12 protein-coding genes are annotated in these 13,976 nt (G+C 74.3%); 5 read left to right on the top strand and 7 right to left on the bottom strand.

Translation table 11 applies throughout. From position 1 onward, the window contains the following. From E2C05_RS34260 to E2C05_RS20990, 3 genes are all read right to left on the bottom strand, one after another. A partial coding sequence (locus E2C05_RS34260) for a lytic transglycosylase domain-containing protein (protein ID WP_240046815.1) occupies positions 1–1,066 on the bottom strand: 1,066 nt, incomplete at its 3' end. 773 nt (positions 1,067–1,839) lie between these two features. After that, a complete protein-coding gene (locus E2C05_RS20995) occupies positions 1,840–2,796 on the bottom strand; it encodes a tetratricopeptide repeat protein (protein ID WP_133221613.1) in 957 nt (318 codons plus the stop codon). A gap of 11 nt (positions 2,797–2,807) precedes the next feature. After that, the gene (locus E2C05_RS20990; RefSeq protein ID WP_200306410.1) at positions 2,808–3,674 is read right to left on the bottom strand and encodes a hypothetical protein; all 867 of its coding nucleotides are present in this window, start codon (positions 3,672–3,674) and stop codon (positions 2,808–2,810) included. Between the two features lie 270 nt (positions 3,675–3,944). Here E2C05_RS20990 and E2C05_RS20985 point away from each other — a divergent pair, with 270 nt between their 5' ends. Together E2C05_RS20985 and E2C05_RS20980 are read left to right on the top strand one after the other, a co-directional pair. Next, positions 3,945–4,820, top strand: coding sequence for an ABC transporter permease (locus tag E2C05_RS20985; RefSeq protein WP_133221612.1), 876 nt, complete (start codon positions 3,945–3,947; stop codon positions 4,818–4,820). A gap of 4 nt (positions 4,821–4,824) precedes the next feature. Next, positions 4,825–5,613: an ABC transporter ATP-binding protein gene (locus E2C05_RS20980; protein ID WP_133221611.1), complete on the top strand. Its 789-nt coding sequence runs from the start codon at positions 4,825–4,827 to the stop codon at positions 5,611–5,613. Positions 5,614–5,821: 208 nt separating this feature from the next. On the opposite strand, the gene bla is transcribed toward E2C05_RS20980, so the two are convergent. From bla to purD, 3 genes are all read right to left on the bottom strand, one after another. Then, on the bottom strand, positions 5,822–6,673 hold the full coding sequence (gene bla / locus E2C05_RS20975; RefSeq protein ID WP_240046814.1) for a class A beta-lactamase: 852 nt from the start codon (positions 6,671–6,673) through the stop codon (positions 5,822–5,824). A 247-nt stretch (positions 6,674–6,920) separates the two neighbouring features. Continuing rightward, a complete protein-coding gene (locus E2C05_RS20970; RefSeq protein WP_158292268.1) occupies positions 6,921–7,394 on the bottom strand; it encodes a GNAT family N-acetyltransferase in 474 nt (157 codons plus the stop codon). 243 nt (positions 7,395–7,637) lie between these two features. Further along, the gene (purD, locus tag E2C05_RS20965) at positions 7,638–8,906 is read right to left on the bottom strand and encodes a phosphoribosylamine--glycine ligase (RefSeq protein WP_133221608.1); all 1,269 of its coding nucleotides are present in this window, start codon (positions 8,904–8,906) and stop codon (positions 7,638–7,640) included. A 72-nt stretch (positions 8,907–8,978) separates the two neighbouring features. On the opposite strand from purD, the gene xseA reads away from it, so the two are divergent. The 3 genes from xseA (at position 8,979) to E2C05_RS20950 (ending at position 12,191) form a co-directional block, all read left to right on the top strand. Next, positions 8,979–10,460: an exodeoxyribonuclease VII large subunit gene (gene xseA, locus E2C05_RS20960; protein ID WP_133221607.1), complete on the top strand. Its 1,482-nt coding sequence runs from the start codon at positions 8,979–8,981 to the stop codon at positions 10,458–10,460. Positions 10,461–10,642: 182 nt separating this feature from the next. After that, positions 10,643–11,392, top strand: coding sequence for a M23 family metallopeptidase (locus tag E2C05_RS20955; protein ID WP_240046813.1), 750 nt, complete (start codon positions 10,643–10,645; stop codon positions 11,390–11,392). Between the two features lie 46 nt (positions 11,393–11,438). After that, on the top strand, positions 11,439–12,191 hold the full coding sequence (locus tag E2C05_RS20950) for an SDR family NAD(P)-dependent oxidoreductase (RefSeq protein ID WP_133221606.1): 753 nt from the start codon (positions 11,439–11,441) through the stop codon (positions 12,189–12,191). 155 nt (positions 12,192–12,346) lie between these two features. Here the strand turns inward: E2C05_RS20950 and E2C05_RS20945 are convergent, their stop codons facing one another. Then, positions 12,347–13,585: an ABC transporter substrate-binding protein gene (locus E2C05_RS20945; RefSeq protein ID WP_133221605.1), complete on the bottom strand. Its 1,239-nt coding sequence runs from the start codon at positions 13,583–13,585 to the stop codon at positions 12,347–12,349. Between the last annotated feature and the right edge of the window lie 391 nt (positions 13,586–13,976).

The following is a 13,976-nucleotide window of genomic DNA, read 5'->3' as shown; positions in this document are numbered from 1 at the left end:
GGGGCGCGGCCGGCCGGGCCTGGGCGGCCGGCACCAGCGACGCCACCTGGCTGCGCGGCTGCGGCGCCGGCAGCCTGGCGGTGAGGGCGGAACCGGTCCCGGGGCGGGGCGCGGCCAGCGCGGGCGGCGCCTGCGGCTCGGGCGGGTTCGGGATGGGGTCCATCCGCACCACCTCGCCCCGGGCCATCGGCGGCGCGGCATAGGTGCTGCCATCCGGGATGGGGTCCATGCGGACCACGGGGCCGCCGGACAGCGACGCGACCTGGACGCGGTCCGGCACCGGGCCTTCCGGCGGGTTCGGGATGGGGTCCATGCGCACCACCGGTCCGGGCGGCAGCTGCGCCACCTGGATGCCGGGGTTCTGCGCGTCCCGCTGTTCCCGCAGCGCCAGCATCGTCGCCTGGTCCATCCGGCGCGGCCCCGGCGGGATGTCCAGCGGGATCTCGGCGGCGGCGTAGATCTCCGGCGCCACGCGCTTGCTCGGGTGGTGGGCGATGATGTTCGGGCCGATCCGGCGGACATAGTTCCGCGTCTCGGCCGGCAGGCCACGGCTGTTCCAGAGATAGTCCTCCAGCCGCCGCGGCCCGGCATTGTAGGCGGCCAGGAAGGCGGGCGAGCCGTAGAGGTCGTACATCTCTCGGATATAGGCCGTGCCGGCCATGATGCTGTCATACGGGTGGTAGGGGTCGCTCCCCAGCCCGTAGCGCCCCTGCAATTCGCGGTAGGTGCCGGGCATCACCTGCATCAGGCCCATGGCGCCCACCGGGCTGGTGGCGCCGACCCGGCCGCCGGATTCCTGGCGCATCACCTCCCGCACCCAGCGCTCCGGCACGTCGAAGCGGCGGGCCGCCTCGCGGATCCAGGGGCCCCAGGGGTCCTGCGGCGGCCCCGGCGGGTCATAGCTGCTGGGCCGGTTGTACTGGCCATAGGTGGCGGCCACGTGCTTGCCCGGCGCGGTGGGCGTCGATTGGCCGCAGGCGGCCAGCAATGCGAGGACCGACAACGCGACCACCGGGCGCAACGCGCGGGCCGCGGGCCCCTGCGCCACGCGACCGGTCCCGCGCATCGTCCATTTCCCCTGGGGCATCCCCTTGGCTCCGTCGGGTGTAGGACCACCAGGTTCCCGAAGCCTGCCCCCCTTGCGGAACCCGCGCCGTCCCCACGGTGCGGACCCCCAGGCTTGCCCCGAAGACCAGGCGGACGCGATGCGTCCGTAAGGCGGTCAGCCCTACACGCATCGAGGGGCCGCGAGCAAGACCGAGTTGGCATCGCAATACTTTGTATACCGAAAGCCTTGCCTGTGGCGGCAGGGCGACAGCGGCAGCGGTCGGGACCCGGCCAGCGCTCCGCATGGGCTGGAAAAATCCCTGTCAAATCAATGGATTATCCGCTTTGCCCAGCCCATGCCCTGGCCGGCCCGCCCGGCCAGGGGCCGTTCTGCCACCCGAGGCTTACCGCGGCCGAAACCGGCAGGGGCGGTCCTGCGGCGCGGTGCCTCACCGGCCCCCGCGCCGCCCGACTCGCAGGCCGCACGAGGCCGCCCGCGTCGCCGCCCCTGGCGCTGGCCCTGAACCCTCGCCCTGGCCCCCGGTCGGGGGCGGCGTCACAGGCCCGGATGCGGCCATCCGGACCGGCCGCCCGTCCCCGGTGCCGCGCCATGCCGACGGCCGTTGATCGTGGCCGCTCGACGGCCCCTCGATCGCCGCGCGGCGTGCGCCGCAACCCCTGGCGACGCGGCCTGCGCCGCGGCGCCCGTCCGCATGCCGGGCCCGAGGGGTGCCCGGCATGCATGGCGCAGTCATGCCGCCGGCATCAGCAGACCCGGCGTCAGTAGAGGCGTCAGTAGAGGATGTAGGTCACGGGCGGCGGCGTCAGGATCGCCGCCAGGGCCACCGCGGCCAGCATCGCCCGCGTCTGCTCCGCCTGCATGGCGAGGGCACGGCGATAATCCCGTTCCTCCCGCTCCGCCCGGGCGATCTCCTGCAGCCAGCGCTGCGAGTCGCGGTCGCCGCGGCCGGCCGACAGGGACAGCCAGGTCCGCGCCTCCTGCAGGTCCTGCCCCATGGTGTCGAGGCCGGTCATGTAGATCCGCCCGACCGCCTTCTGCGCCGCCGGGTTGCCGCCCTGCGCCGCCTGGCGCATCCAGGTCAGCCCTTCGTAGAGGCGCAGCGGCACGCCATCCCCGCGCAGGTAGAGCGTGCCGAGGGTGTATTGCGCCTCCGGCACCCCGTTCTCCGCCGCCACGGTCAGCCAGCGCGCCGCCTCGTTCGGGTCGCGCGGCACGCCCTGGCCGCGCAGCGCCATCATGCCGAGGTTGTAGGCCGCCAGCGGATTGCCGGCCTGCGCCGACTGCACGGTCAGTGCCGCGGCCCGCGCCGGGTCGCGCCGCACCCCGCCGCCATCCCGCAGCAGGTTGGCCAGGCGGAACTGCGCCCAGGGATTCCCCGCCTCGGCGGCCTGCCCGTACCAGCGGGCGGCCTCGGCCGGCCGGCGCGGCCGGCCGCCCAGGCCGAATTCCTCGGCCTGGCCCAGCAGATAGGCGGCCCTGGCATCGCCGCCCTCGGCCGCCGCCCGCAGCGCCGCCGGATCCTCCCCCCGATAGGCATCGGGGTCGGAGGGCGGGGTGGCGCGTCGGTCGCCCAGCTCGGCGGTGACGAGGTTCGAAGGCTGGTCGCGGCAGCCGCTGGCGTCGCAGACCCGCACCACCGGGCCGAAGCCGCTGCGGCCCGGGTCCTGCGGCGCGCAGGCGCAGAGCGCCGCGAGCAGCGCCGGCGCCAGCCAGGTGGCGGGGCGCATGCCGCGCCGCCTCAGCGCGGGGCGCGCAGCAGGCCGCCGGTGCCGGCGCCGCCCCGCACCTCCTGCGCCCGGTAGTTGCGCACCGCGACCACCAGCTTGTTGTAGGCATCCACGAAGGCGGCGACCGTCGACTGGCCCTGCGGCGTCTGCTGGTAGGCGGACAGGCCGCCGAAGCCGCCGCCCCCGGTCCCCAGGCCCAGCCCGGCCAGCGAGGCGCCGAGATCGGTGGTGGTGGAGGAGCCTTCGGAGGCGCCGATCTGTACCCCGCTGCGGATGTCGAAGAGCGACATGGTGACGGTGGTGGCGCTGGTGCGCATGGCGGCGCCGATCATGCCGGCTGCCAGGCCGCCCCAGCCGCCGCCGAAGCCGCCCAGCCCGCCGCCGATGCCGCCCGTGGGGGCGCCGGCGAAGAGGATCGCCGGCTCGAGGAAGTAGTCGGCGGCGACGCGCTGGCCGCGCTGCTGGTTGGACCCGGCCCGGAACTCCCCGCTGTTGCGCTGGAACTGGGTGATCCGGCCGATCCGGTCCTCCATCCGCTCATTGCCGAGGGAGGTGATGACGAAGCAGTTGGACTGCTGCACCACCAGCCGGACCATCGGCTCGATGGTCGTCACCCGGGTCGCCTGGGTGAAGGGGCCCCACCAGGCCTGCTGCCGGCCGTCGTCCACCGCCAGGGTGCCCAGCGGCTCGGAGCAGCGCTGCAGGCTGTCCTGCGCGCCGACGCTGGCGCCGCCGCCGGCGGCGCCGGTCACCGCGCCGCCCGCCGTGCCCTGGGTCACGCCCGGGGTGCAGCCGCCCAGGGCAAGCCCAAGGGCGACCGGCAGCGCCGCCAGCCCCCACCGCACCGCGCCGCCCTGTCGTGTCACCGTCTTGTTCACCGGAAACCCCCGCCTGCCTGGACGTTCCATCCGATCGCGGTGATGGCCGCGGCCGGTCGATCATCCACCGATAATCTCCCGCGTATCGGTCGGGCAAGGTGGGCCGGTGCCCGCAATGTGACATGGCGCACGCCGTTGCGCGCCCGGCGCCATGCCGGAAGCCGCGCGGGACGGTCCGCTGGCCCTCCGCCGGTCCGCCCCCGGGTCCCCTCCCCGGTCCTCCAGGGCCGGTGCTGGCAGCCCCGGCGCGGCCGGTCTATAGCCCCGCCCATGCTGGACGCGACCCTGCCCCGGAAGGCGCCCCCCCGGGATACCGCACGGCCGGCGGCCCCGGTCTATGTCAGCGATGCTGCCCTGCCGCGCCGGCGGGAGACGGCGATCGCCGACCTGGCCACCGGCCTGCGCCGCTGGCGGCTGCCGATGGCCCTGGCGCGCCTCGACATCCGCAACCGCTACCGCGGCTCGGTCCTCGGCCCCTTCTGGCTGACCCTGTCCACCGCCGTCATGGTGGTCGGGCTGGGCCTGCTCTACTCCTCGCTCTTCAAGCTGCCGCTGGCCGAATACCTGCCCTTCATCGCCGTCAGCCTGATCGTCTGGAACATGATCTCGCTGATCGTGACCGATGCCTGCACGGCGCTGACCAGTTCGGAAGGCATCATCCGGCAGCTGCCGCTGCCCTTCACCGTGCATGTCCTGCGCGGCGTCTTCCGCAACCTGATCATCACCGCGCACAGCCTGCCGCTGGTCGCCCTCATCTTCCTCGTCACCGGCACCATGCCGGGGTGGGAGGCGCTGGAGCTGATCCCCGGCCTGCTGCTGCTGGCGATCAACGCCTTCTTCGTCACCCTCTTCCTCGGCATGGTCTGCGCCCGCTTCCGCGACATCGCGCCGATCATCGGCAGCGTCATGCAGCTGGCCTTCTTCATGTCCCCGGTGCTGTGGAAGCCGGAATTGCTGGGCTCGGCCGCGGTCTGGCTGCCGCTGAACCCCTTCTACACGCTGATGGAGACGGTGCGCGGCCCGCTGGTCGAAGGCGGGGTGCCGGCGCTGGTCTGGCTGTCCGCCCTGGTCTACACCGCCGCCTGCGGCGCGGTGGCGCTGGCCTTCTTCGTCCGCTTCCGCGGCCGCATCGCCTTCTGGGTCTGACCCCGTGCCCCATATCCAGGCGGATGGCCTGACGGTCGAATTCCCGCTCTATCACCTCGGCGCCCGGTCGCTGAAGAAGCGCCTGCTGGCCAAGTCGCCGCTGCGCCTGCGGGAGGACGAGTCGCACCGCGTCGTCGTCTCCGCGCTGCGCGACCTCGACTTCCACATCGGCCGCGGGGAGCGGGTGGCGCTGGTCGGCCACAACGGCGCCGGCAAGACCACGCTGCTGCGCACGCTGGCCGGCGTCTATGAGCCGGTCGGCGGCCGGCTGGAGGTGGAGGGGCTGATCGGGTCGCTCATCGACCCGACGGCGGGGATGGACCAGTCCTCCACCGGCCGGGAGAACATCGTCCTGCGCGGCCTGTTCCGCGGGCTGAGCGAGCGCGAGAGCGAGGCGATGGCCGAGGACGTGGCCGCCTTCTCCGGCCTCGGCGAGTTCATCGACGTGCCGGTGCGCAACTACTCCGCCGGCATGCAGGTGCGGCTGTCCTTCGCCATGGCGACGGTGATGGAGCCACAGGTCCTGCTGATGGACGAGTGGTTCCTGGCCGGCGATGCCGCCTTCATGGAACGGGCGCGGGAGAAGCTGGCCGAGCTGGTCGGCAATGCCGACATCCTGGTGCTGGCCACCCATGACATGTCGGTGGTGCGGGAATGGTGCACCCGCGCCATCCGGCTGGATGGCGGCCGCATCATCGCCGACGGGCCGGTGGAGGAAGTGCTGGGCCCGGCCCAGCCCGTGCCGCGAGCCGGGGAGCCGGCCGAGGCGGCCGCGGACGGCCCGCAGCCCTGAGGGCGGCGGGCCCGCCCGGGATCACCGGGGGCCGGCGGATCAGCGCGGTTTCCGCTCGCCGTGGCCCACGGCAACCGCTCCGGTCATTTGCATCGACGAGCAGCTTCACCCGCTCGGGTGATCCCACCTGAGCGGGTGAAGATTCTCCAGGCGCCGGCGGCGTGCGGGCCGCGTCGGATCGCGGCCCAGGCCCCGCCGGCTTCGGTCCTCAGGCCAGCGCGCCGGCCAGCGCCCGGCCGATGGCCGCATGGGTGGCATTGCGCTGGTCCGTCGGCGCCGCCGTCTGCGTCAGATAGGCGGCGAAGAGCACCGGCGGCCGGCCGGGCGGCCAGAACAGCCCGACATCGTTGGTGGTGCCGTTGTCGCCCGAGCCGGTCTTGTCGCCGAAGCGCCAACCCGCCGGCAGGCCGGCGCGGATGCGCGTGTCGCCGGTGCGCGTCCCCTCCAGCCAGGCCAGCAGTTGGGCGCGGCCGGCGGGCGACAGCGCGTCGCCCTGCAGCAGCGCCTGCAGGTCCGCCAGCATCGCCGCCGGCGTCGTCGTGTCGCGCGGGTCGCCCGGCCGCGCCTCGTTCAGCGTGGTCTCGATCCGGTCGAGCCGCGTCGCCGGATCGCCCAGCCGCCGGGCGAAAGCGGTGAGCCCCTCCGGCCCGCCGATGGCCGCGAGCAGCAGGTTGCCCGCGGTGTTGTCGGACAGCGTCATCGCCGCCTCGCACAGCGCCGCCAGGGTCATGCCCGGCCCGCCCGCCTGGGGTTCGGTTGCCGGGGAGTAGGTCACCAGCGCCTCCCGCCCGAAGCGGACCAGGCGGTCCAGCCATTCCTCCCCCGCATCCACCCGCGCCAGCACCGCCGCGGCCGCCAGCAGCTTGAAGGTGCTGCAGAGCGGGAAGCGCTCCGCGCCGCGATGCGCCAGGCGGGCGCCGGAGCCGGTGTCGAGCACGGCGAGGCCGAGGCGGCCGCCGCTCGCCGCCTCGATCCGCGCGACCGCGTCCCCGAGCCCGGCGGGGAAGCCGCCCGAAGCCCGGGCCGGCCGCCAGCCGGCCGCCGCCGCCACGCCCGCCATCCATGCCCGCCTGCCCACCATGCCGCCCGTCCCTCCATCGATGGCGGCGAACCCTGGCCGGCGATGGCGGCCCTGGCCAGTCAGGATCGCTTGCGCGGCCGATGCCGGGCGGCATCGATGCGGACCGGCATGACCGTCCGGCCCGGCGCGCAGCCGCCGCGCCGGCCTGCGCGCGATCCGCTTGGCGCGTCGCCGCCACATCTGGCCCGCGCAGGCGGCGCCCGCAGTCCAGGCGCCTGCGGGTCCATCACGGGGCGCGGTGCAGCGCCTCGTGATGTTGCGCGAAGCCGTGCTTCCGCCAGAAGCGGCGGGAGCCTTCGTTGGCCGTCACCACCTCGACCTCCACCCGGCCGATGCCACGCGCGCGCAGCCAGGCCAGCAGCCCGTCCAGGATGCGCTCGCCCAGGCCCTGGCCGCGCGCCGCGGCGGCGATGTCGAGGTCGGTGATCAGCCCATGCTCCAGCGGCAGGAAGTAGAGGGGGCGGCGGCGCAGCACGCAGATGCCGTAGCCGAGGACGCGCGGGCCGCGCGCCGCGACCAGCACGCGGGCCTGGTCGGAGGCCATCTGCGCCGTGGCGAAGCGGCGGAAGTGCCGGGGCCCGGTCGGCGCGGGCCTGTAGCTGGGATCCTGCGCCGCATGCAGCGCCATGCTGTCCCGCCACAGGCCGAGGATGGCCGCCAGGTCGTCCGCCCCCGCCGCCCGCACCACCATATCCGTCATCCACGCCCTCCACCGGCTGCGCCTCGCCACGGCCAGGACGGCGGTTGCGCCGGGTGCCGAAGCCTGCCGAGTTGACCCCCGGACGGGCCGCGTGCCTTGCAGCGGATTGCGTGGAGCCTGGAATGCCGCGCCGTGGCAACAACCAGCCGCCGCGGCGATCCATGCCGTGGGAAGCGCCGCGGCCGCCAGGGACATCCCGGCGGGGCGGCGCCCGGCATCGGGGGGCCGCCGGCCGGGCCGGCCCTACAGCGCGCGGTGGGCGATGTCGCGGCGGCAGAAGCCTTCCGGCCAGTCCAGCGCCGCCACCGCCGCATAGGCGGCGTCGCGCGCCGCCTGCACCGTGTCGCCGGTGGCGGCGATGCCCAGCACCCGGCCACCGGTGGCGACCACCGCGCCATCCGCCCGCCGGGCCGTGCCGGCATGGAAGACCTGCACGCCGGGGATGGCGGCGGCGTGGTCCAGGCCGCGGATTTCCGTGCCCTTGGCATAGGCGCCGGGATAGCCGCGCGACGCCATCACCACGACCAAGCTCGGGCGCGGGTCCCAGCGCAGGTCGAAGGCGGCCAGCTCGCCGTCGCAGGCGGCCAGCAGCGCCGCCAGCAGGTCGCTGCGCAGCCGCAGCATCAGCGCCTGGCATTCCGGGTCGCCGAAGCGGACATTGAACTCGATCAGCTTCGGACCGGCCTCGGTGACCATCAGCCCGGCGAAGAGCACGCCGCGGAAGGGCGTGCCGCGGCGCGCCATTTCGGCGAGGGTCGGGCGGATGACGCGGTCCATCACCGCGGCCCGCATGGCGTCATCGAAGACCGGCGGCGGGGAATAGGCGCCCATGCCGCCGGTGTTCGGGCCGGTATCGCCATCGCCCACCCGCTTGTGATCCTGCGCCGCCGCCATGGGCAGCGCCGTCTCCCCGTCGCAGAGGGCGAAGAAGGACACCTCCTGGCCCAGCAGGCAGTCCTCGATCACCACGCTGGCGCCGGCGGCGCCATGCACCCGGTCCTCCATGATGTCGGCGATGGCGGCCTCGGCCTCATCGACCGTCTGCGCCACCACCACGCCCTTGCCCGCCGCGAGGCCGTCCGCCTTCACCACGATCGGCGCGCCCCGCGCGCGGATATGGGCGCGGGCGGCCGCCGGGTCCTCAAACCGGGCCCAGGCGGCGGTCGGCACGCCGGCGGCATCCGCGACCTCCTTGGTGAAGGCCTTGCTGCCCTCGAGCCGCGCGGCGGCGGCACTCGGCCCGAAGCAGCGCAGCCCGGCGGCGGCGCAGGCATCCGCGAGGCCGAGCGTCAGCGACGCCTCCGGCCCCGCCACCACCAGGTCCACGGCCTTGTCGCGGGCGAAGGCGACGAGGCCGGCGATGTCCTCGGCGCCGATCGGCACGCAGTCGGCGACCGCGGCGATGCCGGCATTGCCCGGGGCGCACCACAGCTTCGTCAGCAGCGGCGAGCCCGAGAGGGCCCAGCACAGGGCATGCTCCCGCCCGCCCCCGCCGACCACCAGGACATTCATGCGCCGCATCCCCGACCGAAACATCCGGGGAACGCCCTCCCCGCCGCGGGCGGCCTAGCATATCCTCCGGCGATGGACACGACTCCGCCGCGCCCCGAAGGGCAGAGGCCCGCGCCCAACATCCCGGAATTCGCGGTCTCCGAGATTGCCGGCGCCATCCGCCGGACGCTGGAGAATGCCTTCGGCCGGGTGCGGGTGCGGGGCGAGATCACCGAGCTCAAGCGCTATCCGTCCGGGCACATCTACCTCTCGCTGAAGGACGAGAACGCCAAGCTGGAAGCGGTGATCTGGAAGACCTCCGTCCCCCGGCTGGCGGTGACGCCGGAGAACGGCGTGGAGGTGATCGCCACCGGCAAGATCGGCACCTATGCCGACCGGTCGAAATACCAGCTTGTCATCGACCGGCTGGACTATGCCGGGGAAGGCGCGCTGCTGGCGCGCATCGAGAAGCTGCGGCTGCGCCTGCTGGAGGAAGGGCTGTTCGCGCCGGACCGCAAGCGGCCTTTGCCCATGCTGCCGCGCGTCATCGGCGTGGTGACCAGCGAGCGCGGCGCGGTCATCCAGGACATCCGCACCACCATCGCCCGCCGCTTCCCGCGCCGGCTGATCCTGTGGCCGGTGGCCGTGCAGGGGACGGGATCGGCCGAGCAGATCGCCGCCGCCATCCGCGGCTTCGGCGCGCTGCCCGCCGACGGCCCGGTGCCGCGGCCGGACGTGATCATCGTGGCGCGCGGCGGCGGCAGCCTCGAGGACCTGATGGCCTTCAACGAGGAGATCGTGGTCCGCGCCGCCGCCGAATCGCCCATCCCGCTGATCTCGGCGGTGGGGCACGAGACGGACACGACGCTGATCGACTTCGCCTCCGACCGCCGCGCGCCCACGCCGACCGCGGCGGCGGAGATGGCCATCCCCGCCCGCGCCGACCTGCTGGCCGACCTGGCGCAGACCGAGGCGCGGCTGCTGCAGTCGGGCCGCGCCCTGCTGGACCGCGCCCGCCGCCGGCTGATGCTGGCCGAGCGCGGGCTGCCGGACCTGCCCGGCATCCTCGGCGCCATGCGGCAGCGGCTGGAGGACCGGGGCGAGCGCCTGGCCGTCGCCCTGCCGGCGCTGCTGGACCGCAAGCGCGGCATCCTGGCCCGCATCGCCCCGCGCCTGCCGCATCCGCGGGAGGGGATCGCGGCCCGGCGCGCCACGCTCGGCCTGCTGGACCAGCGCGCGGGCGCGGCGATGAAGCGCCACCTGGCGCGGGCGCAGGCGGCGCCGGCCCTGGCGCGGCTTTCCCCCGCCCCGGTCGCGGCACTGGTGCGCGAGCGGCGGGCAAGGCTGGAAGGGCTGGTGGCGCGGCTGGAGAGCGTCTCCTACCAGGCGGTGCTGGCGCGCGGCTTCGCCCTGGTCTCGGACGCCGAGGACGCGCCGCTGACCAGCGCCGCCGCGGTGCCGGCGGGGGAGAGGCTCGTGCTGACCTTCGCGGACGGCCAGGTGCGCGCGACGGCCGACGGGGCGAAGGCGGCGAAGAAGAAGCGCGAGGGTGGGGACCAGGGGGCGCTGCTGTGAGCGGGGAGGAAAGACGGGGGGAGGTATCCCCCGTTGGACGCCTTTGGCGTCCAACCCCCCTTCATTTCCCGGAATCCGCCATTTCCACAGCCACCACCCAGACTCCCAGAAAAAGGTGGGGGTTCGGGGGAGTCCACTCCCCCGTCTTTCTTCGCCGCAACCTCCTCGCCTTCCTGGTCGCAGTGCCGGCCCGCGCCGCCAGCCACGCCCAGGGCGCCCTCGTCACCGGCCGCGTCGCGCCCGGCACCCGCCTGGCGCTGGATGGCCGCCCGCTGCGGGTCGGGCCCGGCGGCGAATACGCCTTCGGCTTCGGCCGCGACCATGGGCCGGAGGCGGTGCTGACCGTCACGCCGCCCGGCGCCGCGCCGCAGGCCCAGCGCCTGGCGGTGGCGAAGCGCGACTGGCCGGTGCAGCGCATCACCGGCCTGCCGCCGGCGCAGGTGACGCCCGATGCCGACGCCCTGCGCCGCATCACGGCCGAGCGCGAGCGCCTGGCCGCCGCCCGCGCCACCGACAGCGCGCTGACCCATTTCGCCGAGGGCTTCGTGCTGCCCGCCCGCGGCCGCATCAGCGGCGTCTTCGGCAGCCAGCGCATCCTGAACGGGGAGCCACGGCAGCCGCATTACGGCTTCGACATCGCCGCCCCCACCGGCACGCCGCTGCAGGCCGCCTGCGCCGGCACGGTGACGCTGGCGGCGGAGTTCTTCTTCTTCGGCCGGCTGATCGTGCTGGACCATGGGCATGGCGTGAACACGCTCTATGCCCATTGCTCGGCAGTGGATGTGGTGGAAGGCCAGCGCGTGCAGGCCGGGCAGCGCATCGGCGCCATCGGCGCCACCGGCCGCGTCACGGGGCCGCATCTGCATTTCGGCCTGTCCTGGTTCACCACCTGGCTGGACGCGCAGCCGGTGCTGCCGCCGGTCGAAGGCTGAAACCGCCGCCCGCGCGCGGGGTTCACCGCCGGAGGAGGAGCATCCGATGAGCGAGACATTCGCCCGCTATCCCAGCCTGCAGGACCGCGTGGTGCTGGTGACCGGCGGGGCCAGCGGCATCGGCGCCAGCATCGTCGAGCATTTCGCCGCGCAGGGCGCGCGCGTCGCCTTCCTCGACTTCGCCGAGCCGGAGGGGCGCGCGGTGGCGGACCGCACCGGCGCGGCCTTCATCCCCTGCGACCTCCGGGACGTCCCCGCGCTGCGCGCCGCGGTGGCGGAGGTGCGGGCGAAGCTCGGCCCCGTCTCCGTCCTGGTGAACAACGCCGCGCGCGACGACCGGCACGGGTGGGAGACGGTGGAACCGGAGTACTGGGACGAGCGCATGCACACCAACCTGCGCCACCAGTTCTTCTGCGCCCAGGCGGTGGCGCCGATGATGCAGGAGCAGCGGCAGGGCTCGATCGTCTTCTTCGGCAGCGTGTCCTGGATGAAGGCGCAGGGCGGCATGCCGGCCTACACCACGGCGAAGGCGGCGGTGCATGGCCTGGCCCGCGGCCTGGCGCGCGACCTGGGGCCGCATGGCGTGCGCTGCAACGTCGTGGTGCCCGGCTGGATCTTCACCGAACGCCAGGAACAGCTCTGGGCGACGCCGCAGGCGGTGCAGGCCAATCTCGACCGGCAATGCCTGAAGGCGAAGCTCTATCCGCCGGACATCGCGCGGATGGTGCTCTGGCTGGCCAGCGACGACAGCCGCATGGTGACGGCGCAGACCTTCGTCGTGGATGGCGGCGGGCTGTAGGGCGCCAGGCCCGCCGCCGCGCCCCTGGCGTCCCGAAGCCGAAGGTCGCCGCCAGTGGCTGCGAGCTTCGCGGGCAGGACATTCGGCCTTGCCTTCAGTGGCCTGCTGGTCCGCTCCGTTCGCAGCCAGTGGCTGCGAACGGAGCGGGCAGGACACTAGCTGCGGATCAGCGGGCAGCCGCCCTGTGCCATCGGCCGGAAGCTCTCCTCCGCCGCCGTGGTCTGCAGCAGCTTGTAGTAGTCGAAGGGGCCGCGGCTCTCCTCCGGCCGCTTCACCTCGAACAGATAGGCCGGGTGCAGCTTGCGGCCATCGGCGCGGATGCTGCCGGGGCCGAAGGCGTCGTCGTCGGTCGGCAGCGCCTTCATGCGCGCCACCGCCTCCGCCCCGCTGGCCTTCGCCGCGGCCACGCCCATGTCCTGCACCGCCTTCAGGTAGTGCAGCGCGGCGGCATAGGTGCCGGCATGGGTGCTGGCGATGCCGGGCGTGGGTCCGACCAGGTTGCGCAGGCGCGTCGTGAAGGCGCGGGTGCGGTCGTTGAGGTCCCAGTAGAAGCTTTCCGTGACGATCAGCCCGGCGGCGGTCCGCAGGCCGAGCGAGTGCACCTCCGTGATGAACAGCAGCAGGGAGGCGAGCTTCACCCCGCTGCGCGTCAGGCCGAACTCGGCGGCCTGCTTCACGCAGTTGGTGGTGTCCGTGCCCGCATTGGCCAGGCCGATCACCTTCGCCCGGCTGGCCTGCGCCTGCAGCAGGAAGGATGAGAAGTCCTGGGTGCCGGGGAAGGGCGTGCGCACGCCGCCCAGCACGCGCCCGCCGGCCGCCCGGATGAAGCCGGTGGTGTCGCGTTCCAGCGCATGGCCGAAGGCATAGTCGGCGGTGATGAAGAACCAGGAATCCCCGCCCGCCCGCACCGTGGCGCCGCCGACCGAGTTCGCCAGCATCCAGGTGTCGTAGGTCCAGTGGACCATGTTGGGGGAGCAGTTCTTCCCCGTGAGGTCGGAGCTGGCGGCCGAGCTGTTCAGGTGGACCTTGTTCTTCTCCCGCACCAGGTCGTTGACCGCCAGCGCGACGGAGGAGGTGGCGACATCCACCAGGCAATCCACGCCGTCCCGGTCGAACCAGGCGCGGGTGATGCCGACGCCGACATCCGGCTTGTTCTGGTGGTCGGCGGCCACGACCTCCACGTTGAAGCCGCGCGGGCCGAAATCCTGGATCGCCTGCCGCACCGCGGCGACCGAGACCTGGCCGGTGACGTCGCGGTACATGCCCGAGAGGTCCACCGGCACGCCGAGCTTGATGGTGTTCTGCGCCTGGGCCCGGGCGCTGCGCCAGGGAAGCCCGCCCAGCGGCGCCGCGGCGGCGGCCTGCAGGATGGTCCTGCGCTGCGGATGCGTCATCGGCCTCGTCCTCCCCCTGCGGCGGCCTCTCGGGTCGGGCCGCTCTGCGGGAACAGGCTATTGCATCGGAACGGTCCGGGGGAACCCCGCGATCCGGCCCCGGGACGCGCCGGGGTCATTTTGGTCGTCTTCCGAGCCTGCGGGAGGCTTCGGAGCCCTGTTGCCGGGGGCGGCCGCCGGCATCCGGGCCGCGATCCGCCGGGGCGCCGATGCCGCCCGGCGCAGCCCGACGGGACGCGAGCCCCTGATCCGAAAGCGATGGACGAGGACATGCTGCGCGCGCGGATGCGCCGCGTTCCGGGCCGGGCCGGTCCGCCGGCCCGGGGACCGGCCAGGCCCGCCGCCGCCCGGCCATCGGCAGGGCCGCGCGGCGGCGCGGCGCAGCCAGGGC

Source organism: Paracraurococcus ruber (assembly GCF_004353985.1).
Taxonomy (GTDB): Bacteria; Pseudomonadota; Alphaproteobacteria; order Acetobacterales; family Acetobacteraceae; genus Paracraurococcus; species Paracraurococcus ruber.
Note: the sequence above shows the minus strand (reverse complement) of the source record. Positions and strands in the feature narration are given on the sequence as shown.

Coding starts and splice junctions, on each gene's coding strand:
- E2C05_RS20995 (WP_133221613.1), bottom strand. CDS start 2,796: ATGCGCCCCGCCACCTGGCTGGCGCCGGCGCTGCTCGCGGCGCTCTGC.
- E2C05_RS20985 (WP_133221612.1), top strand. CDS start 3,945: ATGCTGGACGCGACCCTGCCCCGGAAGGCGCCCCCCCGGGATACCGCA.
- bla (WP_240046814.1), bottom strand. CDS start 6,673: ATGGCGGGCGTGGCGGCGGCGGCCGGCTGGCGGCCGGCCCGGGCTTCG.
- E2C05_RS20970 (WP_158292268.1), bottom strand. CDS start 7,394: ATGACGGATATGGTGGTGCGGGCGGCGGGGGCGGACGACCTGGCGGCC.
- purD (WP_133221608.1), bottom strand. CDS start 8,906: ATGAATGTCCTGGTGGTCGGCGGGGGCGGGCGGGAGCATGCCCTGTGC.
- xseA (WP_133221607.1), top strand. CDS start 8,979: ATGGACACGACTCCGCCGCGCCCCGAAGGGCAGAGGCCCGCGCCCAAC.
- E2C05_RS20950 (WP_133221606.1), top strand. CDS start 11,439: ATGAGCGAGACATTCGCCCGCTATCCCAGCCTGCAGGACCGCGTGGTG.
- E2C05_RS20945 (WP_133221605.1), bottom strand. CDS start 13,585: ATGACGCATCCGCAGCGCAGGACCATCCTGCAGGCCGCCGCCGCGGCG.